Here is a 26,899-nt window from a genome sequence, read left to right on the forward strand (position 1 = left end):
TTTAAAAGAACGAAAAACTAAGAAATAGCGAGATTCAAAGAGAAAAAGGAAGATTAATCTAAAAAAAACCTTTAAAACGAACAAAATTGGACATTTTCAAATTTATTAGTTCGTTATATATTTAACACAAGTTCTAAATAAAGAACGAAATAAAACTATAAAAATTACCAGGAGGAAACAAAATGTTAGCAAAAATGAAGAACTTAGTTGTGGAAGAAGACGGGCAAGGATTATCTGAGTATGGATTAATTTTAGCTGGTGTTGTAGTAGTTGCAGCAGCTGCTGTTGTAACACTAACTGGTGCACTTGACACTTTATGGGGAAGAATAGCAAGTGTATTAAAGTAGAAGTTTCTTAACAAAAAGCCCTACTTTCATAGGTAGGGCTTTCCTTCTATTAATAACTAGAGAGGTAGAGCTATGATCATTCACTTTGTACTCATAACTGCGTTACTAATTTCATTAATAACAGATATTAGAACAAGGAAAATATTAAATATAGTAACATTACCTACCATCCTATTTGGATTTTTTTATTATACTGCTTTCCAAGGTCTTGAAGGCCTTCTTTTTAGTGGTAAGGGCTTCCTGCTTGGTTTATTCCTTTTGTTARTTCCGTATTTATTAGGAGGAATGGGGGCTGGTGATGTCAAGCTTATGGCGGCAATTGGAGCATTAATGGGAGCGAGCTTCGTTTTGTATTCTTTCGTTTATATTGCTCTTATTGGAGGATTCATTTCTATTATTCTAATAATGAAGAAAAATGGAATGATGTATTCATTAAAATCTTTCTTTTTTCAAATCTTTTATTTAAGAGGTAATCTAGGGTCTGTTTTATTTAGTAAAGACAAAAGTTCAAGTATTTCCTTTCCTTATGGTATAGCAATCGTTTTAGGTACCTTTTGTACACTTGCTTGGGGGAGTTTTTTATGAAATCGGAAAGAGGTCAATCATTAGTTGAGTTTGCACTAATCGTTCCGATGTTAATATTCCTTTTGCTTGGCATAATGGATTTTGCCCGAATTTTCCATGCATATTTAACAATAGACCATGCCGGGAGAGAAGCGGCTCGAACAGCAAGTATCGGTAAAGACACATCTGCAATAACTAATATGGCTGTGAATCAAGGTGCTAGCATAAACTTACAAGCATCACATGTAACGGTTTCCACTGGATCATCTGGTACAAATGCGACAATCACGATTTCTTATCCAATAACTTTTCTTACACCAATGATAGGCAACGTTGTAGGTCCATTAACTTTGAAAGATACCACGGTTATGAGGGTTGAATAATATGAAAAAATTAATAGCGAAATTTAATGATGAAAGTGGTGGAGTATTAGCATTCGTTGCCATATTTATGGTGGTATTGCTCGGCTTTACTGCTCTAGTTATTGATGGTGGTAGATTATACACGGAGAAAAGCAAGCTACAAAAGGCCTTAGATGCTGCTGTTTTGGCAGGCGTCCATGGGTTGCGAATTAGTGATGACAAATCGTCAGAAATTGCAATAGATGTCTCAGAAAAAAATGGATATAAAGTTGAAAAAAGTGAACTTTTTTATACTAGTGATTCTATAAAAGCAATTAAAAAAATAAATGTTCCAATGACGTTTGCAAAGGTCATTGGGGTAGATAACACCATTGTTAGTGCATCAGCAAAGGCGATTATTGGTCCCTTAACAAAAGCAAGTGGTATAGCTCCCCTTGTAATTGAGAAAAACAATATTCCAAATGGCACAATCCTAAACTGCGGCTCAACTAATCCAGGAGACTTAAGTGGGAATTGTGGATATCTAAATTTTCCTAGTGGTAATCTTCGAGATGCACTATTGAATGGTGGAACCTATGAAGTTGGGCAGACTGTCACTACTGATCCCGGAGGCAGTGTTGGACAGGTAGACCAAGCAATTATGGGAGTCAATGGATTAATAGCATTAGATGCATCAAAAACCCATTGTCAAAAGTATGAAACAGCAGACAATACTTGTGCTAGGGTTATAACTATAGTAGTAATAGATGACTGGGTAGATATAGATGGCAAAGAAGTTAAAGGAACCAGTAAAGTAAAAGTTACTGGATTTGCCTCTTATTGGATAGAAAAATATGAGAATAAAAAATTATATGGGAAATTTATCAAAATGGTCGCACCTGGGGAAATAGGTAGTGGGTCGGTAGTTGGAGATTATGCTTTATATGGTGTGAAATTATCTGAATGATAACCAGCATTAGAAGTAGGAGGATATTATGCATACAAAAAAGATTTGGTTGGTTTCATTAGTACTTGGATTAATGGTTGCAGGTTTTGTTTATTTCACTATGTTCTCTAAAAATGAAGCCATAACTCCTGCAAGTACAACCGTTAACCAAGGGCAAGATGAAGAGGCTGAAAGGAAGAAGCTTGAAGAAGAAAAAAAAGCTGAAAAAGAAGCAGCTTTGGATAGAGAGTTCATTAATCCAATCGTCGATGTCAGTACTGGAAAAAGAGCAATTTCTCTAAAAGTAAATCTGGAAAGTGGATTATCAGGATATATCGCTCCCAATTCGATGGTAGATGTCATTGCCTATGAATCAATGAGAGATGACGCTACCAAGAAAGAGTATAGATCAGCCGTACTTGTATTAGAGAATGTAAAGGTTTTAACCTCCGGTAAATCTTCCGATTCGAAGGAAACCGTACTCAACTACGAGACGGTAACATTAGAAGTTACACCGGAAGAAGGAGTTGTTCTAAGCTTAGCTTCTTTAGACAAAGACGGATTTTATTTAATGATTCGCAATCCTGAAGATTCCGAAACTGGAAAGCAAGGCATAAAACAAACTAGAGAAATAATCAAAGAGGGGGCTGAAGAGTAGTGAGTATAAATTGGGTTTATTTTTCAGATACGAATACTCCTCCTGGAGAGATAAAGGAATTACTAGAAAAAAACAGCATTGAATTAACGTCCACAAATGAGTTTGAGAGATTACATAGTCTCTTAATAGAGAAAAATCTTTCTGTACTCTTTTTAAAAGCCCATACACTGTTTAATGTCTATGATCTTTGCCAAGAGATTTCAGCCCGTTATCCTCATGTCTATATTATTCTAATTGTTCCAGATAATCTGGAGAACTTAAGGAAAGCGATGCTGATGGGGGCATCAGACACTCTTCGGTTTTCCTTTGAACTGGAAGAGCTTTCTGAGGCAATTAATCATGCGAAAAAGTTCATGAAGCACCGAGCTAGTCAGGATACTAATTTTGGAAATCTAGTAAAAGAAAAGAGCAAAATCATAGCGGTTACCAGTCCTAAGGGCGGTGTGGGCAGAACTGTAGTAACTGTTAATCTAGCTGTTGCACTTGCTAGAATGGGCAAGAAAGTAGCCATCGTTGATGCAAACCTTCAATTCGGCGAGGTAGCGATGTACTGTAATATCAAACCCAAAAGAACGATTTATGAATGGGTAAAGGAAGGGTACGGCCGCCCAAATTACACCATTGATCAATATATGTCTATAAGTGAATCTGATGTTTCAATCCTTGCTGCCCCACAGCGACCTGAGTTCTTTGAAGGTATCACTGAAGAACATTTAAAGTCTGCGATTTTGGAAGCAAAAAAAGTGTTTGACGTAGTTTTAATTGACATGCCGATTTACTTATCAGAAATCCACTTACGTTGTCTAGACTTGGCAGACGAGATAATGCTGCTGACAATAAATGAACTCTCTGTGTTAAGACTGAGCCAGCTTTATTTAGAAACATTAGACTCAATTAACTTAAAAGATAAAGTCAAGCTAGTAATGAATAAATATGTTAAAGGACAAAATTTAGAAACAAATAAAATAGAAGATATTTTTGGGCTTGAAATCTATCATTCACTGCCAGACCATGCAAGTGTTGCCAATGCTTCTATAAATGCAGGCTATCCTTTTATACTCTCAAACTCAAGGAGTAATCTTGGAAAATCGGTAGTAAAGTTATCAGAAAAACTAATTGAATCAGATGATGGTAAAGAAGTTAAGAAGGAAAAACGGTGGTCTTTATTAGGAAAGTAAGGAGGTAAAGGATATGTCTTTATTTAAACGGTATATCGAAGGTGGAACGACTACGGCCACCTCCACAAACCAAAACACCCAAGAATTTCCTGTTGTTAAAAGGTCACAGGAGTTTTGGAACCTCGAAACGGAACTTCATAACTACCTACTAGAAGAGTTAAAAAAATACACTGGGCTCAATAGTGAACAACAAAGAGCGAAGATTGAGGAACTTGGCGAGGCCTTTTTTGAACTAGAGGGTGTACGCCTAACCTTTGAGGAAAAGAAAGAGATATTACACTATGTAAAAGATGAACTTCTAGCTTATGGGCCGATTACCCCATTATTGGAGAATCCGCTAATAAGTGAGGTAATGGTAAATAGTTATAACGAGGTTTATTATGAGAAAAACGGTAGGGTCTTTCGTAGCAGTGTGAATTTTATTGATAACAACCATGTTTTACGAGTAATTGAACGGATTGTTTCCCCAATTGGTCGTCGGATCGATGAAAGTTCACCGATGGTCGATGCGCGCCTGCCGGATGGATCACGTGTAAATGCAATCATTCCTCCGCTTGCGTTAAAAGGGCCTAGCTTAACGATCCGGAAATTCTCCGACACACCATTTACCATTTCCGATCTAATTCACTTCAGAACGATGGATAAGATTATGGCGGAGTTTCTCGAAATTTGTGTTAAATCTAGATTAAATGTGTTCATCAGCGGTGGTACAGGTTCAGGTAAAACCTCTACATTAAATGTTCTTTCTTCGTTTATCCCAAATAACGAAAGAATAGTCACTATTGAAGATGCCGCGGAACTAAAGCTAAATCAGGAACATATTGTTGCATTAGAATCACGTCCGCCAAACATTGAAGGAAAAGGCCAAATAACGATTCGCGATTTAGTTCGAAACTCGCTGCGTATGCGTCCTGACAGGATCGTTGTCGGTGAGGTTCGTGGTGCCGAAGCATTGGATATGCTTCAAGCAATGAACACAGGTCATGATGGCAGCTTAAGTACTGGCCACGCGAACTCACCACGCGATATCCTTTCCCGTTTGGAAACAATGGTACTAATGGCGGGATTCAATTTACCAGTAAAAGCCATTCGTGAACAAATTGCCAATGCCATCGATTTGATTGTCCATCAATCAAGATTAAAGGATGGGGCAAGGAAAGTAACACATATTACTGAAGTACTTGGGATGGAAGGGGAAACCATCGTCCTTCAAGATCTTTTTGTTTTTAAAGAATCTGGATATTCCGAGGATGGAAGAATTCAAGGGAAATTTGTCAGCACAGGAATTCGTCCAAAGTTTATTGAACAAATCGAATTAAATGGAAATAAACTACCCGCTTCATGGTTTGTTGGGGAGTGGTAAGGATGGAAACAGCCATTTTTTTAATCAGTATTTTTTTGATCGTGAGTATGCTCATCTATCTTTTCTTAAGGATTTACCTTAATAAAAAAAGAATCAATAACCGGATGAAAGAATTTTTACCCTTGCCTGAAGTGGAAGATGTAAATCTAGAACTTGAGAAAAAACCTAACTTAAGTAAACGGTTTGTTAATTCAGTTGCGACTGTCTTTAAGAGTGTGCAATTTAATAAAAGCACTAAAAAAACACTCTTAGAAGCAGGCAGCAAATTAAAACCAGAAGAGCTTTTTGCGGTTAGGTTACTGACCGCTATAGCAAGTGGTATTTTCACATTGTTTCTTGGACTACCTTGGTATCTTGTTATCATCGTTGTACTCATTGGGTTTGCTATTCCAGGATTGAGTATAAAACGAAAGAGAAAAAAACGTTTGGCAGTGGTTAACTATCAATTAATTGAAGTGCTAGGTATGATGGCCAATTCAATGAGGGCGGGATTTAGCTTTATGCAGGCCATGCAGCTGGTCGGTAAAGAAATGCCAGATCCGCTAGGATTAGAGTTTGAGCGTCTAGTCCGTCAGGCAGGATTGGGAATTCCATTAGAGGAAGCGTTAGAAGAAATGGTCGAACGCCTGCCTAATAAGGAGCTTGAAGTAGTGGTACGCGGGATTCTTGCTCAACGTAGGAGCGGCGGAAATTTAGCGCAATTACTTGAAACGATGGAAGAAACGATTCGGGGGAGAGTTCGTATTCTCGAAGAATTAAATACATTAACAGCACAGGGAAGAATGTCCTCTTGGATTATTACCTTGCTGCCAGTTGCTCTCGGTTTATATTTAGCACTCGTGAACAAGGAATATTTTTCACCCATGCTGGAACATCCACTGGGGTGGATGATGTTATTAGTTGGGTCAGTTTCCATCATTATAGGCTGGGCAGTAATCCAAAAAATCATCCGGATTGAGGTGTAGAGTATGCTGGATGTTATCATACTGTTATTGATTGTTGGGTTTACAACATCATTTGCCGCAGCACTCATGCTAACTATTTTTAAAAAGCAAATAGCATTTAATAAACGTGTAAGTAAGTTTTTTGTTGAACCAATTAGAAAGCAAAATGTAGATCCATTAGAAGCAAAGAAAAGCTCTAAAGTAATGATCGAAACTTACTGGAATAAAGGAATCGAAATACTAAATAAAAGAGTTTCAAAGGAAGAACGAAAAAGATTGGATATACTGCTTAGGGATGCAGGCTATCCCTTTAAATCAGCAATTGACTTCAGATTGTTTCAATTAGTCTTAAGTGCTGGTATGAGTTTACCAATACTATTCCTTATTTTGCCAAACTCCGACAGCAAAATAGCATCTTGGGTTATGATTATTACATTGGCTCTAATGGGACTTCGGCTCCCTGTGTTTTATCTTGGTAAGAAAAAAACTGCACGACTTAAAGCAATTAACGTATCTATGCCTGACTTCTTTGACACGGTTAACCTCTTACTTGAAGCAGGGATGGGACTCGATTTGGCATTATCTGAGGTTTCCAAAAAAATCAAAGGTCCAATAGCAGATGAATTTTTACAAACTTTAGAAGATATGAAACTAGGAAAATCACGACGGGAAGCTTTCTATGACCTGCGGAGACGTGTTTCTTCTGATTCATTTCAAAGTGTTATTACTTCCTTAATCCAAGCGGATCAGCTAGGGATTGGAATGGCGAAGGTACTAGGAAATTTGACAGTTCGAATCCGTGAACAACGGCGTGAAGCAGCTCGTGAGCAGGCAATGAAGGCTCCGGTAAAGATGCTCTTCCCAATGGTATTTTTCATTTTCCCATCAATATTTATTGTGATTTTAGGACCATTAGTAATAACGTTGATAACGAAGGGACTCGGAGGTTAAAGCAGATATCAGTTTTCAATAGTAGGAATGGTGTGATGTTCGAAAGTGTGCTTTCAAGAGGAGCGATACAATGGATGGTAAAAAAATAAAATTACTGCGAAAACAAAAAGGTATTTCCTTAAGCCAATTAAGTGAAATTACAGGTATTTCTAAATCATACTTAAGTTTAATGGAACGGGATATTCAAACGAATCCCAGCCTAGATATAATAGAGAAAATTGCACAGGCATTTGATGTCGCTGTAGCAGAAATTGTGCGAAGGGATTGCACGGACATAGATTTTTCAAAAGGGCCCTCACAAGTCAAAAGTACGCTAAAAGTAGAAATAGAAATAACTGACGACCAATTAAATCCTCAAAAACTAAGACAAATTCAGGAATTATTAAATGTTATCAATTCCAATAAATGAAAAAAGGGGTTTCCAATATGGAACCCCTTTTCATATGCTAATTTATTGACCCTTCAACTGAAAATAAGTATCCATAACTCTTCGACCGATCCGAAAGTTTGCCTTATTCTCCGAATCCCCTTGATATGCCCATGGAACTAAAACCGCCATCGCAACCTCTGGATTCGTACTAGGTGCGTAGCTGACTAAGCTCAGATTAATAACTGCAGGTGGTTCTTTACCGAAGCGCCAGCGTTCTGGTCCGTCGTAAAAGGCTTCAGCGGTTCCTGTTTTTCCTGCTGGATCATAGGTGACGCCTTGGAAGTATGGGTAGGCGGTGCCGCCCGGTTCTTGGAAGACCTTTTTAAAGCCTAAGTGGACGCGGTCCATCCATCCGGGCTGTAAATCAAGTGTATTTAGGACTGTTGGCTGGATGGTTTGGAAAACGGGTCCTATTTCCTCTGTTCCATCATCCACAGGTTCACGGATTTCTTTGACTAAATGCGGCTTCATGCGGTAGCCGCCATTTGCGATTGTTGAAACGTATTGTGCCAGCTGCATGGGTGAATAGGTGTCGTACTGACCGATCACTAAGTCCATCAGTAATCCTGGCAGTGTCTGATTACCCGTTACGCCAGTGCCCTCGTTCGGCAAATCGATTCCTGTTTTTACCCCAAGGCCAAAGGCAGCAAAATTATTTCGGACCGTTTGCCATGCCTGAGGTTTTAATGGTAACGGTTGATTTGGTCGATAATAGCCTTCGCCGATTCGGATTGCGGTATGGAACATATAAACGTTTGACGATAATTTTAATGCTTCAATATCGTTAACGGTTCCTAAATAGGTCCAGGAACCCTTTACAGGCGATCTTGCAATTTGGATGGGGGCATCGTTAAATCTTTGTCCTGGGGTGATCGCGCCTGTTTTATAACCAGTTAAGATGGTGGCACCCTTAATCGCTGATCCTACATTATAGGTCATTGTAAAAGTACCAAGCGCATCGTCCCACATTTCCGGCTCGCCGGTTTTCTCATTTTTAAAAATCCGTTTACCAGCCATGGTCAGGACTTCGCCGCTCTTTGGATCCATCAGGACAACATAGGCACGGTCAAGTAAGGTGGTGCCGGGTAATTTTTTTAAAGCCCACAATTCTTCTTCGATGATTTTTTCTACCTGAAGCTGTAAATCCATGTCAACGGTTAGGACTAGGTCCTTTCCGCGGTTTCCATCTGAAACGACCTGTGTTTCAACAACATTCCCTTGTTTATCGGTTACCGTTCTTACTTTGGCTTTCGTCCCATGTAAGACTTCTTCGTATTGTAGCTCCAGCTGGCTTTTTCCAACCCGATCATTTCGGTTGTAGCCCATTGATAAATAATGATCAAGCCGCTCGGCAGGGAGTCCCTCATCTGATTTCGTTACGCCGCCTAGGATGGATTTAAGTGTTGATTCGTAGCTGTAGGCCCGCTCCCAATCAGTTGTTGTGTCAACACCAGGTAGAGATTGCAGGTTTTCACTAACAATCGCGTATTCTTCAGGGGTGACATCTTCGTTTTTAACAATTTGCTGGGTGTATTTGTAACCGCTTGAAAATTCACGATAGATTGCCAGGACTTCAAGATCACCTTCGGTTAACATCCCTAAATCGGTATCTTCTTCAGTTACGGTTACTAGCCCATCTTCGTTAACGATCCTCTCACCGGTGATCCGGTCCAGCTTAAACTGATAGATATCAGCATTTTTTAACTCTTTCTCTTTAAACTTTTCTCTTTCCTCGTCAGTTATTTTCTCCTCAGCTAAATCTGGATACTTTAGAATCCAAAAATCCTTCATATCCCTTAAGGTTACTTTTTTTGTATCCTTTTCAATCAGCTTTGCTAATTTCTCTGCTGTTTCAATCATTTGCGTTTGACTTTCTCCCATATATGTATAGGTAATGGCACTTTTCGGTATGTTGTCGACAATTACCCGGTAATCGCGGTCCAGCATTTTACCACGAGGCACTGGATTATGAATGGTCACATCTTCTTTTCGCTCTAATTCACGTTTGAAGTTTTCTCCATATACAATTTGGACGAATCCAAGCCTCAATATAAGTATTGAAAATAATACAAAGACACTAAAAAAAAGTAGATTTAAGCGAAAGGGGAAATGTGATTTTTTCTTTTTCTTCTTCTTCTCCAAGAGGCACACATCCTTTTTCCAAACGAATGTTATTAATAGTATTTTACTAAAAATATGGTAATTATTTATTATTTTCGTTTAATCTTGCAAAAATGTAAAGGATTACCTTCCTTATAAGGAGACGAATTTCAAATTAAGTTCTCTTACTCTACTAATATTGTAGTATCATATTATAGAAAAATACATATAGTAAGGGAGTTTTAATCGTTGAAGAAAACCATGCTTGGAATGGCAGCACTGTGTTTAATCGTTCTTGGATTTTCGCTTGCACAGTTCAACCAATACGCAGCTGCAAATACCGAGGGCTATGAAAATGACACTAGTCCCATAACGCCTGATGAGAATGATACAGAAACAAAGCCTGAAACTAAATCTGGCTGGGTGCTAGAAGATGATAAGTGGTATTTTTATAAGGATCATCAACTGGCCAAGGGTTGGGTTGAAGATGGTTCCAACTGGTATTATCTTGATCCACAAACAGGAATAATGAAAACGGGCTGGCTCGAATATAACAAAAACTGGTACTATCTTGAGAAAAGCGGTGCAATGAAAACGGGCTGGCTAGAATACATTAAAAAGTGGTATTACCTTGACAAAAGCGGTGCAATGAAGACAGGATGGGTAGAATATAACAAGAGATGGTATTTTCTTGATCAAACCGGTGCGATGAAAACGGGTTGGGTATTGACCTCCAACAAGTGGTATTTTTTAAATAAAGATGGCGATATGAAGATAGGCTGGTTATATCAGAATGGGAAATGGTATTTTCTAAAACCAGCAGGTGATATGGCCATTGGCTGGTACCAGGATTCTTCAAAAAAGTATTATTATGCTTATTCCAATGGGGCTATGGCTGTAAATACAAGAGTTAACGGCTATTATGTTGGCTATACAGGTCAGTGGATTGAGTCCACGACTACACCTTATTATCTAAACGGTGTGTTACTTGTGAATAAGCACCATGGACTGCCTAGCACTTACGGCGGTGGTGAAAATCCAACAGCAAGAGACGCCTTTGAAAAAATGAAAACCGCCGCAAATAATCAAGGGCTTACCTTAACACTTACAAGTGGCTATCGTTCCTATGAATACCAAAAAAACCTGTATTGGAGATATGTCAGCATTTATGGACAAGCTGAGGCCGATCGTTTCTCTGCTTATCCCGGCTATAGTGAGCATCAGACAGGTCTAGCTTTTGACATTGGCGGCAGCAATAGTTCTGCATGGGTCAATAGTGGTTTTGACGGCACACCAGAAGCGAAGTGGCTTGCCAACAATGCCCACTATTACGGTTTTATCTTGCGCTATCCGCCTGGCAAAGAACATATAACAGGTTATATGTACGAATCATGGCATTTTCGTTATCTCGGTGTTGGGCTTGCAACCAAAGTATATAACAGCGGGTTAACGTTAGAAGAATATTTAGGAGAATACTAGACCATCACCGCTAGCCAAATTCAGGTTAGCGGTTTTTGTAACCTTTCTGTAAATTATTCCTATTCAGATGATGGTAATGTAAATGTAAGCGCTTAATAAGAGAGGGACTGACAATATGATGAAGAAACATTCAAAAATATACATTCACCCTGTTATTCTTTGCTGGCTACGTACTTTTAATGAGTTCCCTAATCTTTTTTGCGGTTTCATAAGAAGGGAGGAAGAAATCCGGTAACAGTAAAAATGCAGTATCCGCAGCATTTAGTACGGAGATGAAAAAGTATGAAGAGAAGAAGGTCCAAAAGGAGCTTATAAATAAAGATAAATGGAAACCTTCTAATGCGTTTATTATTACTGCCATTTCAATTGCTTCTGTTCTCGATGTGGTCATCATCCTGTTCTGGGCATGGAGCAGTAATAGAAAAGAAACAGAAAATAGGGGTCTAAACAAATGGACGGAGAAGAAATGGTTTTGGAATCTGGTCGCAATGGGCATTATTCAGCCAGAAAACGGACGTCCCGTTCTTAAATGGAAAAACTTAATTCTCTTAATAGCTTTAATGGTTGCATTGAAGTTTTATATCTCAAAAAACTAGAAACAAGAGAATCAGAATGGCAGCTATTGGGGATTTGAAACTGAACGGAAGGTATTGCTCAAATCTTTCGCTATATTAGAATATTTAATTTATAATAGAACACGGATCTGGTCAATCAACACCAAAATCTTTTCATAAAAAAAAGAAACATAGGAGGCTACATAAATGGAGAAAGTGGTCGATCAAACAGTCCAGACGGCTTTAGAGAAATTTAATGCTTTAGACGAAAAAATTTCTCATTTTTCAAGCATAATCGGTTTAGCAGATTGGGATTCAAAGGTAATGGCACCGAAAAAAGGACGCAATATATTTGCAAAAGCAACAGGTACATTAAGGACAGAGGTATTTAAATTATCTGTTTCACAGGAAATGGGAGACCTGCTGGCAACCTTAACTGCACCAGAACATGCTGAACATTTGGATAAAGTAACACGTGCAAGAATAAGAGAATACAAGGATTATTATCAAAAATCAAAAAGCATTCCAGCTGATCTGTTTCAAGAATATAGCGTGTTAACAGCTCAAGCAAATGATGCCTGGGAGGAAGCAAGAGAAACTAATGACTTTGCTCATTACCTTCCTTTCTTAGAAAAAATTGTTGAGTTTAAGCGTAAATTTGCTGAAATTTATGGCTATGAAGAGCATCCATATGACGCATTGTTAGATGAATTTGAGCCGGGATTAACCGTAAAAAGATTGGACCCACTTTTTGCTAAGCTTAGAGAATCAAGCGTTAAGCTATTAGAGCGGATTCAACAATCAGGCAATCCTACACCAGATGAGATCTTTGAGCAATCATACGACATCGAAAAACAAAAGGAATTTAATCGATATATCCTGCCACTTATCGGTTTTGATATGAATGCTGGCCGACTAGATGAAACCGTTCATCCATTCGCTCAAACGGTTACGATTGGGGATGTGCGATTAACGACCCGCTATTTAGAAAATAATGTTCGGTCTGCGTTATTCGGAACGATTCACGAGGCAGGTCACGGTATTTATGAGCAGCATGTAAATCCAGCATATGAGGAAACAGTTCTACAAAGCGGTGCATCGTTTGGTATTCACGAATCACAATCAAGATTCTTAGAAAATATGGTGGGACGCAGTAAAGAATTTTGGACGTATTTTTACCCAGAGTTACAAAAATATTTCCCAGAACAGCTTAAAAATGTTGATTTAAATAACTTCTATCGTGCTGTAAATGCTGTACAGCCATCGTTCATTCGTGTCGAGGCTGATGAGTTAACCTACAACCTGCACATCATGCTTCGTTATGAAATTGAAAAGGCGCTAATTGGCGGCGAAATTGAAGCAAAAGAATTGCCTGTCGTTTGGAATAAAAAAATGCAGGATTACCTTGGGGTTACTCCAAGCACTGATACGGAGGGTGTATTACAGGATGTACACTGGAGCTTCGGTGGAATTGGTTACTTCCCGTCTTATTCATTAGGAAACCTATATGCTGCCCAAATTCTACGAACCATTCAAAAAGAAATCCCAGATTTCTTTAACCACATCGAAAATGGCCGTTTTGATGTCATTCAAGACTGGTTAAAAGAAAATATCCATCAGTATGGTAAGCTGTACACACCAAACGAATTAATTGTTAAAGTTACTGGCGAAGAATTGAACGCAGAATACCTAGTTGAATACCTAGAGAAAAAATATTCTGAAGTATACGGACTCTAATTTTAAGGGAAGGGCGGTGGCCTTTCCCTTTTGGTCTGTTATAAAAGGGGGAATTTACTTGCGTATTTTTAATGAGGTTGTGGGGTCAAAAGAGGAGTTACGGTCATTTCATGGAAAGCCTTCGATGGTAGCCAAGAATAAGGTCATCACAAATATTGACGAACATATCCGTGAATTCCTTGCGCTTTCACCATTTTTAGTCGTTTCAACTTCGGATAAAGAAGGGAAATGTGATGTATCACCACGTGGCGATCATCCCGGTTTTGTTATGGTGTTAAATGAGAAACAGATATTAATCCCTGAGCGTCCTGGTAATAACCGGCTTGATTCCTTAACGAATATACTCGAAAATCCCCAGGTTGGACTGCTGTTCTTTATTCCTGGATTGAGAGAAACGTTAAGAATCAACGGGAAGGCTTGTTTAGTTCGTGATGAAGACCAGCTTGAACAGATGGCGGTCAATGGAAAACGGCCGTTAGTCGCAATTGCTGTAGACGTTGAAGAATGCTTCGTACACTGTGCAAAAGCTTTGATCCGTTCAGAACTTTGGAATCCTGAAAGTTGGACAGAACAAGAGTATTTGCTAATGCCTTCAAAAATGTTAGCTGTCCACGCGAAAATCGACAGTGAAACAGTCGAAGCAAGACTCAAAGAAAGCTATGAGAAAAAACTGTATTAAACAACGAATTCCCCTGTGATCACCAGGTAAGTTAATAAACAATCATTGATGCTAAAAACTTCTCACAAAAAAACGAAACCTTTTCCTAGGCTGTTCGTAATAATAGGTGTCACAAATTAGAGAAAAAAACCTATGGGGGAGGAAAAATATGACTACACCATTTGAAACAAATAACCGGCAGCCTGGATTTAACAAAAAACAAATCATTGGCTTAGTAACGGCTATTTTGGTAATTGCCGTACTTGTAATTGGAATTATTACGATGACAGAAAAAATTGAACCTGGGTACAAAGGCGTTGTCTATAGCTTAAACGGTGGTATTAAAGATGAGGTTCTTGATCAAGGTTTGCAATTCGTCATGCCGTGGGAGCAAGTGACACAGTATCCTGTATCAACTGAAACAGTTTATTTAACAAAAGGTAACGATGGTGGTTCTACAGCGGATGGATCCTTTAATATCAATACCTACGATGGTAAATCTGTAAATGTCGATGTTGTGTACTCTTATAAAATGGCGCCTGAAAAGCTGCCACATATATTTACTAAGTTTCGCCGTCAAACACATGAAGAAATTCAAGCAGGTTATTTAAAAACACAAATCAAATCAGTCATGCAGGAAGTATCGACACTATACTCTGTGTTAGGCGTTTATGCGGAGAAACGCGCAGAAATTACTAAAGAAATGCAAGAACTTCTAACAGCTCGACTTGAAGTTGACGGTATTATTATCGAAAACTTCTCACTATCAGATGTACGTCCAGACGAGGAAACTCTTGTCTCATTACAAAAAATTGCCGATGCACAGAATCAGCAAGAATACCTAAAGCGTGAACAAAAGAACAAAGAACAAGAGGCCATCAATGCAAAGATAGAAGCGGAAGGTAAGAAGGCTGTAGCAATTGTAAACGCTGAGGCTGAAGCGGAACAGACACGTATTAATGCTGATGCACAAGCAAAAGCGAATGAGCTTTTAGCAGCTTCGCTAACCGCTGAAATCATTCAGGATAACTGGATTAAGCGCTGGGACGGTATCATGCCAAAGGTTAGCGGCGGGTCAAATTCAATTGTTCAGATTCCTGCTGAAATGTTTGGAGACCAAAAAGCAGAATCAGGTCAGTAAAAAATCGATTGACATAACAAGCTCTATTATCATATAGTATTAGTAATAAAATATTTCCTTTTTAAAGGGGAGTAGCTAAGACAATAAAGTCGTCATTCCGAGATCCTAAATCTCCGGCTTTATTGGCAACGTCAATGTTGTTAGCAAGACCTTTACTGCACGCACGGTAAAGGTCTTTTTCTATTGTTTAGAGGCCTTTACCAATATGGGTAAAGGCCTTTTTAATTGCAGCAAAGGGATATTTTAGAAAAATACAAACTTTTTTAGGAGGATTTATCAATGGACTTTTCTCTTTTGCTGGAATACGGGTGGGTGCTAATTGTACTGGTGGCTTTGGAAGGGTTATTAGCAGCAGACAATGCTTTAGTACTCGCAATCATGGTGAAGCACTTGCCAGAAGAAGAACGAAAAAGAGCGTTATTTTATGGATTAGCAGGAGCATTTGTTTTCAGATTTCTTTCCCTATTCGTAATTTCCTTCCTTGTCGATGTATGGCAGGTTCAAGCAATAGGTGCTCTTTATCTTTTATTCATGGCAATTAATCATATTTTCCGAAAGCTCGTCGTGAAAGGAAAATCAGAAGAGGTAAAAGATAAAAAAGAGGGTAAAAAGAGCGGATTCTGGACGACAGTTTTAAAGGTGGAGTTAGCAGATATTGCTTTTGCAGTTGATTCTATTCTTGCCGCTGTTGCACTTGCTGTCGTTCTCCCAAATACACCGCTTCCGAATATCGGTGGTTTAGACGGCGGGAAATTTTTAGTTATTTTCGCCGGTGGATTAATTGGTCTTGTCATCATGCGTTTTGCAGCTAATTTGTTTGTACAGCTATTAGAAAGAAGACCAGGCTTAGAGATTGCAGCCTTTGTCATTGTGGGCTGGGTGGGTGTAAAACTTGCTGTTTACACCCTATCACATCCTTCAATCGGCTTCATAAGTGAGCATTTTGCCCATTCAACGGAATGGAAATTAACCTTCTACGTGGTTTTAGTCGGAATCGCATCATGCGGTTGGCTTCTTTCAAAAGACAAAGGAGTCAACACAAACAAGGTAGAAACAACAAAAATTACCTAATCAGATATATGTACATTACAGACGGTCTCCATTTCTTGGGACCGTCTTTTAATAAGTGAAAACACTCCATTTTGGGTATTAATATAAATATACAACCTGATAAGCCTAATTTGGAGGTGTGAGCCTTATCAATTGTAAGGCAGTCTATTGATAACCATTAATATTACCTTAATTGTCCTACTTATTGCACTTACTGCATTTTTCGTTGCAACTGAATTTGCTATTATCCGGGTCCGCGGCACGCGAATAGACCAATTGCTGTCAGAAGGGGTCAAGGGCTCAAAGGCTGCGAAACATGTGACAACTCATTTGGATGAATACTTATCTGCCTGTCAGTTAGGGATTACCGTTACTGCATTAGGACTTGGTTGGTTAGGGGAACCGACCGTTGAAAGATTACTGCATCCCATTTTTGCTAGCCTGGAGTTAAATCCATCCATATCCCATCTACTTTCGTTCGGGATCGCCTTTGCCCTTGTAACATATCTGCATGTTGTTATTGGAGAACTGGCACCTAAGACGTTGGCAATACATAAAGCTGAAGCCATCACACTGCTGTTCTCAAAACCGATTATCTGGTTTTACATGTTGATGTATCCATTTATTTGGGTGTTAAATGGTTCTGCTCGTTTGATTGTAGGTTTTTTTGGACTGCAGCCAGCATCTGAACATGAGTTAGCCCATTCAGAAGAAGAGCTGCGAATTTTGCTTTCAGAGAGTTATAAAAGTGGAGAAATTAATCAAAACGAACTGAAGTACGTGAATAATATCTTCGAATTTGACGAGAGAATTGCCAAAGAAATTATGGTTCCCCGTACTGAGATGGTTTGTGTTAATTTAAAGGATAATGTTGAAACCATCCGGGCAATCATTAGAGAAGAAAAATACACCCGGTACCCTGTGGTCGAAGATGGTGATAAGGACAATGTACTCGGAATGATCAACATAAAGGAAATTCTTACTGCTGAACTTCCTAAAGAGGAATTAATCAATAATGTATCGTTAATGCCGATATTAAAACCGGTAATTCGTGTGATTGAAACGATTCCAATCCATGATTTGCTGGTGAAAATGCAAAAGGAGCGCTCCCATATGGCCATTCTTTTGGATGAATATGGCGGGACATCGGGACTTGTGACTGTTGAGGATATTCTTGAAGAAATTGTTGGAGACATTCGCGATGAGTACGATATTGATGAAGTAGCCGAAATCCGCAAACTGAATCCGGGACATTATTTGTTCAATGCAAAGGTTTTGGTTGGAGAGGTTAACGATATACTTGGCACCCATTTATCAGAGGAAGAAATGGATACAATCGGAGGCTGGTTTTTAAATCAGAACTTTGATGCCAAAATGAATGATGAAATTGAAGAAGAAGGCTATATATTTAAGGTAAAGGAAATTGAAGGACATCATATTATCTTATTAGAAGTCAAGAAAAAGTCCGAAAACAACAACGTTGAAAATGAGGTAACCGAAAAAAGCAATTCCTCCCGAGTATGAGAGGATTGCTTCTTTATTGAATAGGTGTCAAGATGACTCCAACAGCAATCAAACCTACTCCGATCCCATTCATAAGACTAAGCTTTTCTCCAAAAAAGAAAACGGCTAAAAGCGGTGCAATGACAACACTTAACTTATCCACAGGAGCCACCTGAGAAACTTTTCCCACTTTTAATTGCTAAGAAATAAAACAGCCAGGAAGTGGCACCTGCGACACCGCTTAAAACAATAAATAAAAAGGTTTTTTTATCAGAGATAATTTCGGGAACTTTACCTAAATTACCTTGAAAAATCACGACAGCGATTAGGAAGAGGGCCATGATGACCGCCCTAATCGCAGTGGCAGTATTCGCATCAATGTTTTGTAATCCAAGTTTGTCGAAAATTGAAACCAATGCTGCGAAACTCTGATAGAATTGCAAAAATTAACCAGGACATTGAACCAATCATCCTTCCAATAAACATTAACTTATTTTTTGAAAAATATGCTTTAATCATACAATATCTCTATGTCAAGAATAACGCGCYATAAATTAAAAAAAGTTTGRCAATTTTGTGAACAAGATTAATAATATAAGTACAGGGGAGATGATGAAAATGCGGTCTAATATGAAAATCATTAATGCAACGGGGCATGTTGGGCTTACGGTACTAACAATAGGGGTTTTAGCATTTTTATTTGGGATTTTTGAAACCGATTACAGCTTTTTGGTTCCGATTGGCATTGGAACAGTCGTAGGAGCCGTCTTCATTTTTGTAATGGGCGTGTTCTTCGCAGCAACAGAGGAAATGTTAGAAAAAACAAATAGAGGATCGAATGTCATTCAAATTAAATCAAAAAAAGGAGCACCTCAACAATAGGAGGTACTCCTTTCTCTTTGTTAAAATTACATATCCCAAACCATTGCTAGCAGGGTGCCAAATATAGTAACTAAGGCAATGGTCAAGCCGTAAGATACATTTGTATAAATTGCGCCTTTATCTTCAGTTTCACCTGCGTGCATAAACACGACTAACTGAACTCCTGCCTGCACAAACGCAGTGACAAGAAGGATGGTCAACCCAACCGCAATCGACATGTCCAAAAAGTAGACAGATAAAGCAATCGCGGTAAGAAGTAGTGAAAAGATAAAGCCCATAACTTGTTTCATCGGGAATAATTCTCTCATATTACATCATTCCTTTCAGATAGACGAAGCTGAAAATGAAAATCCAAACTACATCTAAGAAATGCCAGTAGAGCGAGAAAATGAATGATTTATTTGCATTCGCAGGAGTCAACCCACGCTTTTTCACCTGAAGGATAATAAATAATCCCCAGAATAAACCAAGAGTAACGTGGATCCCATGTGTCCCTAATGTTGTCAATAGAATGCTCGTAAATGCACTTGTTTGCAGTCCAGCACCAATATGAACATAGTGGATAAACTCATATATCTCAACACTTAAAAATCCAAGACCTAAAATCAGGGTTATCGCAAAAAAAGTGATCATCGCTTTTTGACGCCCGAGGCGCATGGCATGGATACCAAGGCCAATCGTAAAGCTGCTTGTTAAAAGTAAAATTGTCTCAATTAACACTGGTGTAATTTCAAAGATTTCTGCTCCAGTAGGACCATTACCTGTACGATCTACTAATGTAAAATAAGAGGCGAACAGGGTAGCGAATAGCATAATTTCGGCACCAAGGAAAATCCAAAATCCTAAGATTTTTAATCGGTTTTCTTCCGTACTATATTCTAGTGGCAGCGAGTTATCAATTTTCATCATTTAAGCACCTCGCAAATTTGTTTCTGTTTCTTCAATTTCTTCTACAGAGATATAGCGTCCATGATCTTGTTCAAATGAACGAAGAGTCATACAAACAAAGATTGCTATGGTTGTAAAGATGACAGGAATCCACAAGCTGAATATAAAAGAGAATCCCCAAACAAAGAAGATTGAGCTCATGATAAATGGTATCCCGCTATTATTTGGCATGTGAATTTTCTCATATTTGCCCTTGAATAATTCATGTCCTTTTTTCTTTGCATCCCATAATGCCTCGTTAGACTTAACTTCTGGTAAAATCGCAAAGTTATATTCAGGTACTGGAGTGTGTGTAGCCCATTCCAGCGTACGAGCATCCCAAGGATCATTACCAATATTTCTAGATGCATAACGAGTACTATAGTAGATATTGTAGACGATCAAGGCAAAGCCAATGGCCATAATAGCAGCACCGACAAATGAAACCATATTTAATGGTCCAAAGCCAGTTGCTTCAGAGTAGGTGTACATTCGGCGTGCCTGCCCATCTAAACCTGTAACATACATTGGCATGAAGGCTAAGATAAAGCCGATTGATAACAGCCATGCTGTCCACTTTCCGATTTTTTCATTTAACATAAAGCCAAACATTTTTGGCCAATAATAAGTGAGGCCTGCTAGCATCGCATAAACCACACCAGGAATAATAACGTTGTGGAAGTGAGCTACTAAGAACATTGTATTATGATACTGGTAGTCTGCAGCAGACATCGCCAGCATGACTCCCGTTACCCCGCCAAGTGTGAAAAGCGGGATGAAAAGTAGTGAATATAGCATCGGTGTTGTAATCACAATTTTTCCTTTTCTCAGTGTTAAAATCCAGTTGAAAATCTTAACACCGGTAGGAACGGCAATCGCCATCGTTGTGATCGAGAAGATACTGTTTGTTAGTGCTCCTTGGCCCATTGTAAAGAAATGGTGCGCCCAAACTAAGAAGGATAATAGACTGATGATCACCATACTTCCAACCATCGATTTATATCCGTATAGATTACGACGGGCAAAGGTTGAGAAGATTTCACTATAAATACCGAAGGCAGGTAAAATTAAGATGTAAACCTCAGGATGTCCCCAAACCCAGAATATATTGGCCCAGAGCATATCCATACCGCCATTATCCATGGTAAAGAAGTTTGTTCCGAACTGGCGGTCAAGAGTACCCATAGCTAATAACACAGCTAATACCGGGAAGGCGAAAACGATAATGACGTTTGCAATGAAAGCAGACCAAGTGAACATTGGCATTTTCATTAATGTCATCCCAGGTGCTCTCATTTTTAAGATGGTCGTGATAAAGTTGATACCGGTCGCTAACGTACCAATACCAGCGATTTGAATCGCAATCATATAATAATTGGTCCCTACAGACTGACTGAATTCATTCCCTGCAAGCGGAAAGTAAGAGGTCCAGCCGGCATCAGGAGAACCACCGATAATAAACGAGATATTGAACAGCATTGCACCCATGAAGAATAACCAGAAGCTTAACGCATTCAATCGTGGGAATGCTACGTCACGTGCACCTATTTGTAAAGGAATCACGAAGTTCATAAAGAACATAATAAATGGCATTGCCATAAACAGAATCATAACAATCCCGTGTGTTGTAAAAATTTCATTATAGTGCTGAGCGTCCAGAAGCTTCATATCTGGTGCTGAAAGCTGGGCACGCATCATAATCGCGTCCACTCCGCCTCGGAAAAGCATCAGCAGGGCAGAGATTAGATACATAATTCCAATACGTTTATGGTCAACGGTTGTTAACCATTCACGCCATAGATAGCCCCATTTTTTAAAATAGGTAAGCCCAGCTAGTATTGCAATCACAGTCAATCCAATCGCAACCATCGAGGCATATATCGCAACACTTGGATGAGGTACGGCAAATCGCTCAAAGAACTCCATACTATTGTTTTCTCTCCTCTCGAGAATCTATTGCTAAATCATTCTTGTGAAATTAATGTTTGTTGTCGCTATGTTCATGGTCGGTATGCTCAGAATCATTGTGAGAATCTTCTTCTTCAGTCCCATGATGGCCCTCTGGCGGTGGCAAAAATTCTAAGTGAGTGCCTGTGAATGTCATTTGTCCAAGATGGCCAGGTAATAAGAGTTCGTCAAATTTTTCTTTTKTAAGAGGTTTAGCTGTTTCTTTTACTTCTTTTACCCACTCATCAAATTTATCTTGAGTCATGGCGGTAACATTAAAGGTGTTCTCTGCAAAGCCCTTACCACTGAAGTTAGCATTTCGGCCCATATATTCTCCTGGAACATCGGCAGCTAAATGCAAAGTGGTAACCATATCACTCATCGCATATTTTTGTCCGCCAAGCTGAGGGATCCAAAAGCTAGTAATTGGTCCATGTGAATAAAGCTTAAACTCAAGTGCACGGTCGGTCGGAATATATAAGTAGTTCACTGTCTCAATTCCTTCTTCCGGGTAACTAAAGTGCCATTTCCAGTTTGAGGATGTAGCATAAACCACTAACGGCTCTTTATCCTCATAACCCTTTGGAGCTGATTCCACAATATAATTACTTTGAACGGATACATAAGAGAGAAAAGCAACGATGATAACAGGGATTCCAACCATAATGGTTTCAACCCAAATATTTCCCTCAATATGCGGCGGTTCATAATCAGCACTTTGTTTAGAAGCACGATATTTAACTAACATATAAACCAATAGTGCAAAGACAACGAGGACAATAACAGACATTAGTCCAATGGATAACATGATGTCACTTGCTTGCCTTGCAGCTTGAGGTCCTTTAGGGTCTAGCACAAGTAATGGTTCGCAACCTGATAATACAGCGGCAATAGAGAAAATTGCTGCCAATAAAGCCCATTTCATCTTCATAGGGGTACCCCTTTCTTTTTTGTTAACATTCTCTGAGTCTGACTATCTCTTAACAAAAGTTAATACATTCTAATTGATATTAATATGTTCATATGTTCACAAACTACAATTCAATCGTGAATGTATTCACAAACTCAATTAGAATACTACATATTTTTAGTTTAGACAATAGAAACGAATGAATATAGTATATATTTAAATTAATTATTAAATGATAATCTATATATCATAAGTTTGGTTATCCGCTAACACAATATTAACAATTTATATATGATGTTAATATAGGATTTTGTGAAAATTTGTGACAAATTTGTTAAGGATTTAAATTCCTAATCAAGTATACAATGTGATATATAATTTTAGACACTGTAAATGCTGGTAATAATTCGTTCTATTGTTTATCCCTATATATAATGGATTAATGTTTGTAAATACAAATGAATAAGAGATTAATCATGAAGGTAGGAATAGCTTATTACCAACCCAGCAAAAGGGGGTCATCACCATCATCATTAAAATGAGTGATGCGCTTGGAGAAAAGCTCCGGGCGTGTTTTTTTCAAAACTTTTTACAGACGAAAAATTTAAAATACTTGTAATTGTTTACTGACTTTTCATATAATTCTTATGGTAATTTAAATTATAAATCATCAACAATGACACTTTATTTAAAGGAGTACAGCTATGATTCGTCGTTTTTTTTCTTATTATTTACCGCATAAAAAGCTGTTCGTGATTGATTTCAGCAGTGCTGTTGTCGTAGCGGTGTTAGAGCTGGCTTTCCCGCTCGCCGTTCAATGGTTTATAGATGACCTGCTGCCTGATGGGAACTGGCAGTCCATTGTCTCTGTCAGTGCCGGTTTGTTAACGCTTTATCTAATGAGCACCTTGCTGCAATTTGTTGTGAATTATTGGGGGCACAAGCTTGGAATTAATATTGAGTCTGATATGAGGCAGGAGCTCTTTGAACATGTTCAAAAGCAGAGCTTCCGATTCTTTGACAATACAAAGACTGGACATATAATGAGCAGAATCACCAATGACCTATTTGATCTGGGGGAGCTTGCACACCACGGACCAGAGGATGTATTCATTGCCATTATGACCTTTATCGGGGCTTTTTGGATCATGCTGACGATCAACGTGAAGCTTGCTCTTGTTTCTGTCCTCATCCTTCCATTATTAATTTTCTTAGTAGTGGTTTGTAATCTAAAAATGAATAAAGCTTGGACAAAAATGTATACAAGTATCGCAGATGTAAATGCACGTGTGGAAGACAGCGTTTCAGGAAGCCGTGTTGTTCAGTCCTTTACAAATGAAGAGTATGAGATTGCTAGGTTTAGAAAAAATAATCAAAAATACCGTGGCGCTAAGCTTGGCGGTTACAAGGTGATGTCATTCAGTCTCTCTGGCATTTATATGTTGACCAGGCTAATTACGATTACAGTTTTAGTGTACGGAGCATGGCTGAGCTTTAATGGTCTGCTAACCTACGGTGAACTTGTCGGTTTTATACTATATGTAAATGTCCTTTTTAAACCAATTGATAAAATCAGTGCCATTATGGAGCTATATCCAAAAGGAATGGCTGGGTTTAAACGCTTCTGCGAACTGATTGACTCTGAGCCAGAAGTAAAGGACGCTGAGGATGCGATTGAAGTTGCTACATTAAAAGGGAATATTGTTTTTAATGAGGTTACCTTTAGTTATGATCAGAAAAAACCTGTACTTGAAAATATTAACCTAAATGTTCGTGCTGGTGAAACAGTGGCATTTGTTGGCCCTTCAGGGGCTGGAAAAACCACCATTTGTTCGCTGATTCCAAGGTTTTATGACGTAAACATCGGTGACATTAGCATCGATGGGGTTGATATTAGGAATATGACAAAGAAATCACTGCGATCCCATATTGGAATTGTCCAACAGGATGTTTTTCTCTTTACTGGTACGTTGAAAGAAAATATTGCCTATGGGAAACGTGATGCAACGGACGAGGAAATTGCAAATGCAGCAAGGCAGGCACATTTGGAGAAATTTATTGCCTCATTGCCTAATGGTTATGAAACGCAAATTGGGGAACGCGGCTTGAAACTATCCGGCGGACAAAAGCAGCGAATTGCCATTGCCCGTATGTTTTTGAAAAACCCGCCAATCCTAATTTTAGACGAAGCAACTTCTGCTCTTGATACTGAGACAGAAATGGTTATTCAAGAGGCCTTAACAGAATTAGCTAAAAATAGAACTACACTTATTATTGCCCACCGTTTAGCTACCATTCGTAATGCTGATCGAATCATCGTGGTTACCGAGGAAGGTATTGCTGAAGAAGGCGGACACGATGAATTAATTGAACAAGGTGGAATCTTTGCTAATCTACACCGTGTACAGTTTCAACGATAAAAAATTCATTCAATCCCTGGTGAACCTCAGGGATTTTTTTAATAAATTATGAATGACACATAGGAAGAAGGAGAACAATTATTGTAGAAAATGACTTCTGCCTGAGTTTTAATAATAATAGGTCTAAAGGAGCTTATTAAGATTGGAACTGAACACAAATGATGTTGATATTAAATTGATCGCACTTGATATGGACGGGACCCTTTTAAATGAAAAACATTTGGTTTCAGAGGCAAACCGCCGAGCTATACAGGAGGCTCAGGATCTGGGAGTTCATGTCGTTCTCAGTACGGGCCGCTCGTTGAGAACCTGTAAGGAGCATGCTGATTCCTTACGGTTAACTTCCTATTTGGTAACGGTCAATGGCAGTGAAATCTGGGATGAGAAACGGGAATTGGTAGAAAGGAATACTGTTAACTCGGAACTAGTACAGTGGATGTGGGAGTTAACAAAGAAGCATCAAACCAAGTACTGGGCCATCAGCCCGCAAGGAAACTGGTTTGATGAAATGCCTGACGATCTTCATGATAAAGAATGGCTTAAATTTTGCTTTAACACTAGAGATGATGAAATCCGTGAAAAAATAATGCATGCACTCCATACTAAAGGTGAATTTGAAATCACTAATTCATCGCCGAGAAATATCGAAGTGAATGCAGCTGGTATTAACAAGGAAAAAGGACTTGGGATTGTATGTAAACGTCTTGGGATTAGCATGGGTAACGTTATGAGTGTTGGTGACAGCTTGAACGACCTAGCGATGATCAAGGCAGCAGGGTTGGGAATCGCAATGGGAAACGCACAGTCAATCGTTAAGGAATCAGCGGACTGGATCACAGCCACTAACAGAGAAGATGGTGTGGCCTTGGCCATACGGAAATGGGTACTTAACTAACTAACTAACTATATGAATATTTTTATCTAATTAACAAATAATAACAAATGCCTAATAAAATTTTTCTAGTAAAGAATATTCCGCGTTTAAAAAGTTTTCTACCGGGAATAATAATTGGGCAAGATGAATTGCAAAATCATGTATTTGTTACATGCTAGGAGGCTACAAAGAAATGGAAACAGGTAAAGTAAAATGGTTTAACAGTGAAAAAGGCTTTGGATTTATTGAGCGTGAAGGTGGAGATGATGTCTTCGTTCACTTTTCAGCTATTCAAGGTGAGGGTTATAAATCCCTAGATGAAGGTCAAGAAGTTACGTTTGAAATTGAAAATGGACAACGCGGTCCACAAGCAGTTAACGTTCGTAAAGCCTAATAAACCTTCAACAAACAGACTCCAAACTAAGGGGTCTGTTTTTTTGTCGTAAATCAATTTAATAAATCAATAAAAAGAACCCTCGACTGAACGAGGGCTTACATAGAAATAACATTATTGTTTCTGGCTAATTACTTCCTGCACTCTGCCAACTTGACCATTTGTTAACCTTACTTTTATCCCGTGGGGGTGAAAGCTGGAGTTTGTTAATAGATCCTTTACTATGCCGCGCGTCCGTTTTCCGGACCGCTGGTCTGCCTTCAGTACTATATCGACTTCCACACCGGGGAAAATATCCTTCCGATATTGTCCGTTCATTAAACACCCATTTTTCTACGGGTATTACTTACCTTTTTAGTCATTTGGCTTTTCATTTTCTTAGTACTTTGTGCATTATTATTGCCCATATTACCAGCGGCCGCTTTATTTTTCTTGTTTTCAAGCTGTTGCTTCATTGCCTCTTGCAAGCTCATTTTCTTCTTTGGCTCATCATTTTGGTTCATGTTCTCTGACATTTAAAAATTCCTCCTAAAAATAATCCCAACTTATATAAGTATAATCTATTTTTTGTTCAAATATCAAATCACGATAGGGCTAAGAT

General features: G+C 38.7%; 28 protein-coding genes and 1 pseudogene. 21 read left to right on the top strand and 8 right to left on the bottom strand.

Going from position 1 to position 26,899, the window contains the following annotated elements:
• Positions 1-182 precede the first annotated feature (182 nt).
• From BTR25_RS27185 to BTR25_RS17060, 10 genes are all read left to right on the top strand, one after another.
• Positions 183-347: a Flp family type IVb pilin gene (locus tag BTR25_RS27185; protein ID WP_139311271.1), complete on the top strand. Its 165-nt coding sequence runs from the start codon at positions 183-185 to the stop codon at positions 345-347.
• Positions 348-419: 72 nt separating this feature from the next.
• Positions 420-932: an A24 family peptidase gene (locus BTR25_RS17020; protein ID WP_075689242.1), complete on the top strand. Its 513-nt coding sequence runs from the start codon at positions 420-422 to the stop codon at positions 930-932.
• Entirely contained in the window at positions 929-1,294 is a 366-nt protein-coding gene (locus BTR25_RS17025; protein ID WP_075689243.1) for a TadE/TadG family type IV pilus assembly protein, read from the top strand. Before BTR25_RS17020 ends, BTR25_RS17025 begins: the two co-directional genes overlap by 4 nt.
• Position 1,295: 1 nt before the next feature.
• Positions 1,296-2,219: a Tad domain-containing protein gene (locus BTR25_RS17030; protein WP_075689244.1), complete on the top strand. Its 924-nt coding sequence runs from the start codon at positions 1,296-1,298 to the stop codon at positions 2,217-2,219.
• A 28-nt stretch (positions 2,220-2,247) separates the two neighbouring features.
• Complete coding sequence (gene cpaB / locus BTR25_RS17035) at positions 2,248-2,856, top strand: Flp pilus assembly protein CpaB (protein WP_075689245.1); 609 nt, start codon at positions 2,248-2,250, stop codon at positions 2,854-2,856.
• Entirely contained in the window at positions 2,856-4,034 is a 1,179-nt protein-coding gene (locus tag BTR25_RS17040) for a CpaE/TadZ family protein (RefSeq protein ID WP_075689246.1), read from the top strand. Before cpaB ends, BTR25_RS17040 begins: the two co-directional genes overlap by 1 nt.
• Positions 4,035-4,047: 13 nt before the next feature.
• Positions 4,048-5,397, top strand: a complete 1,350-nt coding sequence (locus BTR25_RS17045) for a TadA family conjugal transfer-associated ATPase (RefSeq protein WP_075689247.1) — start codon at positions 4,048-4,050, stop codon at positions 5,395-5,397.
• 2 nt (positions 5,398-5,399) lie between these two features.
• Complete coding sequence (locus tag BTR25_RS17050; protein ID WP_075689248.1) at positions 5,400-6,362, top strand: type II secretion system F family protein; 963 nt, start codon at positions 5,400-5,402, stop codon at positions 6,360-6,362.
• A 3-nt stretch (positions 6,363-6,365) separates the two neighbouring features.
• A complete protein-coding gene (locus BTR25_RS17055) occupies positions 6,366-7,292 on the top strand; it encodes a type II secretion system F family protein (RefSeq protein WP_075689249.1) in 927 nt (308 codons plus the stop codon).
• A 70-nt stretch (positions 7,293-7,362) separates the two neighbouring features.
• Positions 7,363-7,701, top strand: coding sequence for a helix-turn-helix domain-containing protein (locus tag BTR25_RS17060; RefSeq protein ID WP_075689250.1), 339 nt, complete (start codon positions 7,363-7,365; stop codon positions 7,699-7,701).
• A 42-nt stretch (positions 7,702-7,743) separates the two neighbouring features.
• Here the strand turns inward: BTR25_RS17060 and BTR25_RS17065 are convergent, their stop codons facing one another.
• Positions 7,744-9,864 (bottom strand): peptidoglycan D,D-transpeptidase FtsI family protein, encoded by a 2,121-nt coding sequence (locus BTR25_RS17065; protein ID WP_075689251.1) that lies wholly within the window; start codon positions 9,862-9,864, stop codon positions 7,744-7,746.
• A gap of 207 nt (positions 9,865-10,071) precedes the next feature.
• Here BTR25_RS17065 and BTR25_RS17070 point away from each other — a divergent pair, with 207 nt between their 5' ends.
• The 7 genes from BTR25_RS17070 to BTR25_RS17100 all read left to right on the top strand — a co-directional run bounded on the left by BTR25_RS17070 (position 10,072) and on the right by BTR25_RS17100 (position 17,965).
• The gene (locus BTR25_RS17070) at positions 10,072-11,301 is read left to right on the top strand and encodes a D-alanyl-D-alanine carboxypeptidase family protein (RefSeq protein WP_075689252.1); all 1,230 of its coding nucleotides are present in this window, start codon (positions 10,072-10,074) and stop codon (positions 11,299-11,301) included.
• 272 nt (positions 11,302-11,573) lie between these two features.
• Positions 11,574-11,897 carry a hypothetical protein gene (locus BTR25_RS17075; protein ID WP_075689253.1) on the top strand — a complete coding sequence of 108 codons (324 nt, stop codon included), beginning with the start codon at positions 11,574-11,576 and terminating at the stop codon, positions 11,895-11,897.
• A gap of 165 nt (positions 11,898-12,062) precedes the next feature.
• Positions 12,063-13,592 (top strand): carboxypeptidase M32, encoded by a 1,530-nt coding sequence (locus tag BTR25_RS17080; protein WP_075689254.1) that lies wholly within the window; start codon positions 12,063-12,065, stop codon positions 13,590-13,592.
• Positions 13,593-13,650: 58 nt separating this feature from the next.
• Complete coding sequence (locus BTR25_RS17085; RefSeq protein WP_075689255.1) at positions 13,651-14,271, top strand: pyridoxamine 5'-phosphate oxidase family protein; 621 nt, start codon at positions 13,651-13,653, stop codon at positions 14,269-14,271.
• A 148-nt stretch (positions 14,272-14,419) separates the two neighbouring features.
• Entirely contained in the window at positions 14,420-15,391 is a 972-nt protein-coding gene (locus tag BTR25_RS17090; protein ID WP_075689256.1) for a prohibitin family protein, read from the top strand.
• Positions 15,392-15,670: 279 nt separating this feature from the next.
• A complete protein-coding gene (locus BTR25_RS17095) occupies positions 15,671-16,462 on the top strand; it encodes a TerC family protein (RefSeq protein ID WP_075689257.1) in 792 nt (263 codons plus the stop codon).
• Positions 16,463-16,609: 147 nt separating this feature from the next.
• Positions 16,610-17,965: a hemolysin family protein gene (locus tag BTR25_RS17100; RefSeq protein WP_075689258.1), complete on the top strand. Its 1,356-nt coding sequence runs from the start codon at positions 16,610-16,612 to the stop codon at positions 17,963-17,965.
• 13 nt (positions 17,966-17,978) lie between these two features.
• Here the strand turns inward: BTR25_RS17100 and BTR25_RS17105 are convergent.
• Positions 17,979-18,403 (bottom strand): annotated as a pseudogene (locus BTR25_RS17105) (EamA family transporter).
• A gap of 159 nt (positions 18,404-18,562) precedes the next feature.
• On the opposite strand from BTR25_RS17105, the gene BTR25_RS17110 reads away from it, so the two are divergent.
• On the top strand, positions 18,563-18,826 hold the full coding sequence (locus tag BTR25_RS17110) for a hypothetical protein (RefSeq protein WP_075689259.1): 264 nt from the start codon (positions 18,563-18,565) through the stop codon (positions 18,824-18,826).
• 26 nt (positions 18,827-18,852) lie between these two features.
• Here BTR25_RS17110 and qoxD read toward each other — a convergent pair whose 3' ends face one another.
• From qoxD to qoxA, 4 genes are read right to left on the bottom strand one after another with little or no spacing between them, the layout of a single operon-like run.
• On the bottom strand, positions 18,853-19,134 hold the full coding sequence (qoxD, locus tag BTR25_RS17115) for a cytochrome aa3 quinol oxidase subunit IV (protein ID WP_075689260.1): 282 nt from the start codon (positions 19,132-19,134) through the stop codon (positions 18,853-18,855).
• A gap of 1 nt (position 19,135) precedes the next feature.
• On the bottom strand, positions 19,136-19,732 hold the full coding sequence (gene qoxC / locus BTR25_RS17120; RefSeq protein ID WP_075689270.1) for a cytochrome aa3 quinol oxidase subunit III: 597 nt from the start codon (positions 19,730-19,732) through the stop codon (positions 19,136-19,138).
• Positions 19,733-19,735: 3 nt separating this feature from the next.
• Positions 19,736-21,679, bottom strand: a complete 1,944-nt coding sequence (gene qoxB / locus BTR25_RS17125; RefSeq protein ID WP_075689261.1) for a cytochrome aa3 quinol oxidase subunit I — start codon at positions 21,677-21,679, stop codon at positions 19,736-19,738.
• Positions 21,680-21,731: 52 nt separating this feature from the next.
• Positions 21,732-22,631: a cytochrome aa3 quinol oxidase subunit II gene (qoxA, locus tag BTR25_RS17130; RefSeq protein ID WP_075689262.1), complete on the bottom strand. Its 900-nt coding sequence runs from the start codon at positions 22,629-22,631 to the stop codon at positions 21,732-21,734.
• A 683-nt stretch (positions 22,632-23,314) separates the two neighbouring features.
• Here qoxA and BTR25_RS17135 point away from each other — a divergent pair.
• The 3 genes from BTR25_RS17135 to BTR25_RS17145 all read left to right on the top strand — a co-directional run bounded on the left by BTR25_RS17135 (position 23,315) and on the right by BTR25_RS17145 (position 26,298).
• Positions 23,315-25,030: an ABC transporter ATP-binding protein gene (locus tag BTR25_RS17135; protein WP_075689263.1), complete on the top strand. Its 1,716-nt coding sequence runs from the start codon at positions 23,315-23,317 to the stop codon at positions 25,028-25,030.
• A gap of 142 nt (positions 25,031-25,172) precedes the next feature.
• Positions 25,173-25,925: a Cof-type HAD-IIB family hydrolase gene (locus BTR25_RS17140; RefSeq protein WP_075689264.1), complete on the top strand. Its 753-nt coding sequence runs from the start codon at positions 25,173-25,175 to the stop codon at positions 25,923-25,925.
• 172 nt (positions 25,926-26,097) lie between these two features.
• Positions 26,098-26,298 carry a cold-shock protein gene (locus BTR25_RS17145; RefSeq protein ID WP_075689265.1) on the top strand — a complete coding sequence of 67 codons (201 nt, stop codon included), beginning with the start codon at positions 26,098-26,100 and terminating at the stop codon, positions 26,296-26,298.
• 114 nt (positions 26,299-26,412) lie between these two features.
• Here BTR25_RS17145 and BTR25_RS17150 read toward each other — a convergent pair whose 3' ends face one another.
• Complete coding sequence (locus BTR25_RS17150) at positions 26,413-26,616, bottom strand: YwbE family protein (protein ID WP_075689266.1); 204 nt, start codon at positions 26,614-26,616, stop codon at positions 26,413-26,415.
• A complete protein-coding gene (locus BTR25_RS17155) occupies positions 26,616-26,813 on the bottom strand; it encodes a hypothetical protein (protein ID WP_175596817.1) in 198 nt (65 codons plus the stop codon). The genes BTR25_RS17150 and BTR25_RS17155 overlap by 1 nt, the downstream gene beginning before the upstream one ends.
• Positions 26,814-26,899 lie beyond the last annotated feature (86 nt).

This window comes from Bacillus sp. MRMR6 (assembly GCF_001940785.1).
Taxonomy (GTDB): Bacteria; Bacillota; Bacilli; order Bacillales; family Cytobacillaceae; genus Neobacillus.

Coding starts and splice junctions, on each gene's coding strand:
- BTR25_RS17095 (WP_075689257.1), top strand. CDS start 15,671: ATGGACTTTTCTCTTTTGCTGGAATACGGGTGGGTGCTAATTGTACTG.
- BTR25_RS17025 (WP_075689243.1), top strand. CDS start 929: ATGAAATCGGAAAGAGGTCAATCATTAGTTGAGTTTGCACTAATCGTT.
- BTR25_RS27185 (WP_139311271.1), top strand. CDS start 183: ATGTTAGCAAAAATGAAGAACTTAGTTGTGGAAGAAGACGGGCAAGGA.
- BTR25_RS17150 (WP_075689266.1), bottom strand. CDS start 26,616: ATGAACGGACAATATCGGAAGGATATTTTCCCCGGTGTGGAAGTCGAT.
- qoxC (WP_075689270.1), bottom strand. CDS start 19,732: ATGAAAATTGATAACTCGCTGCCACTAGAATATAGTACGGAAGAAAAC.
- BTR25_RS17110 (WP_075689259.1), top strand. CDS start 18,563: ATGCGGTCTAATATGAAAATCATTAATGCAACGGGGCATGTTGGGCTT.
- BTR25_RS17080 (WP_075689254.1), top strand. CDS start 12,063: ATGGAGAAAGTGGTCGATCAAACAGTCCAGACGGCTTTAGAGAAATTT.
- BTR25_RS17060 (WP_075689250.1), top strand. CDS start 7,363: ATGGATGGTAAAAAAATAAAATTACTGCGAAAACAAAAAGGTATTTCC.
- BTR25_RS17055 (WP_075689249.1), top strand. CDS start 6,366: ATGCTGGATGTTATCATACTGTTATTGATTGTTGGGTTTACAACATCA.
- qoxD (WP_075689260.1), bottom strand. CDS start 19,134: ATGAGAGAATTATTCCCGATGAAACAAGTTATGGGCTTTATCTTTTCA.
- BTR25_RS17030 (WP_075689244.1), top strand. CDS start 1,296: ATGAAAAAATTAATAGCGAAATTTAATGATGAAAGTGGTGGAGTATTA.
- cpaB (WP_075689245.1), top strand. CDS start 2,248: ATGCATACAAAAAAGATTTGGTTGGTTTCATTAGTACTTGGATTAATG.
- BTR25_RS17050 (WP_075689248.1), top strand. CDS start 5,400: ATGGAAACAGCCATTTTTTTAATCAGTATTTTTTTGATCGTGAGTATG.
- BTR25_RS17090 (WP_075689256.1), top strand. CDS start 14,420: ATGACTACACCATTTGAAACAAATAACCGGCAGCCTGGATTTAACAAA.
- BTR25_RS17075 (WP_075689253.1), top strand. CDS start 11,574: ATGAAAAAGTATGAAGAGAAGAAGGTCCAAAAGGAGCTTATAAATAAA.
- qoxB (WP_075689261.1), bottom strand. CDS start 21,679: ATGGAGTTCTTTGAGCGATTTGCCGTACCTCATCCAAGTGTTGCGATA.
- BTR25_RS17155 (WP_175596817.1), bottom strand. CDS start 26,813: ATGTCAGAGAACATGAACCAAAATGATGAGCCAAAGAAGAAAATGAGC.
- BTR25_RS17145 (WP_075689265.1), top strand. CDS start 26,098: ATGGAAACAGGTAAAGTAAAATGGTTTAACAGTGAAAAAGGCTTTGGA.
- BTR25_RS17045 (WP_075689247.1), top strand. CDS start 4,048: ATGTCTTTATTTAAACGGTATATCGAAGGTGGAACGACTACGGCCACC.
- BTR25_RS17135 (WP_075689263.1), top strand. CDS start 23,315: ATGATTCGTCGTTTTTTTTCTTATTATTTACCGCATAAAAAGCTGTTC.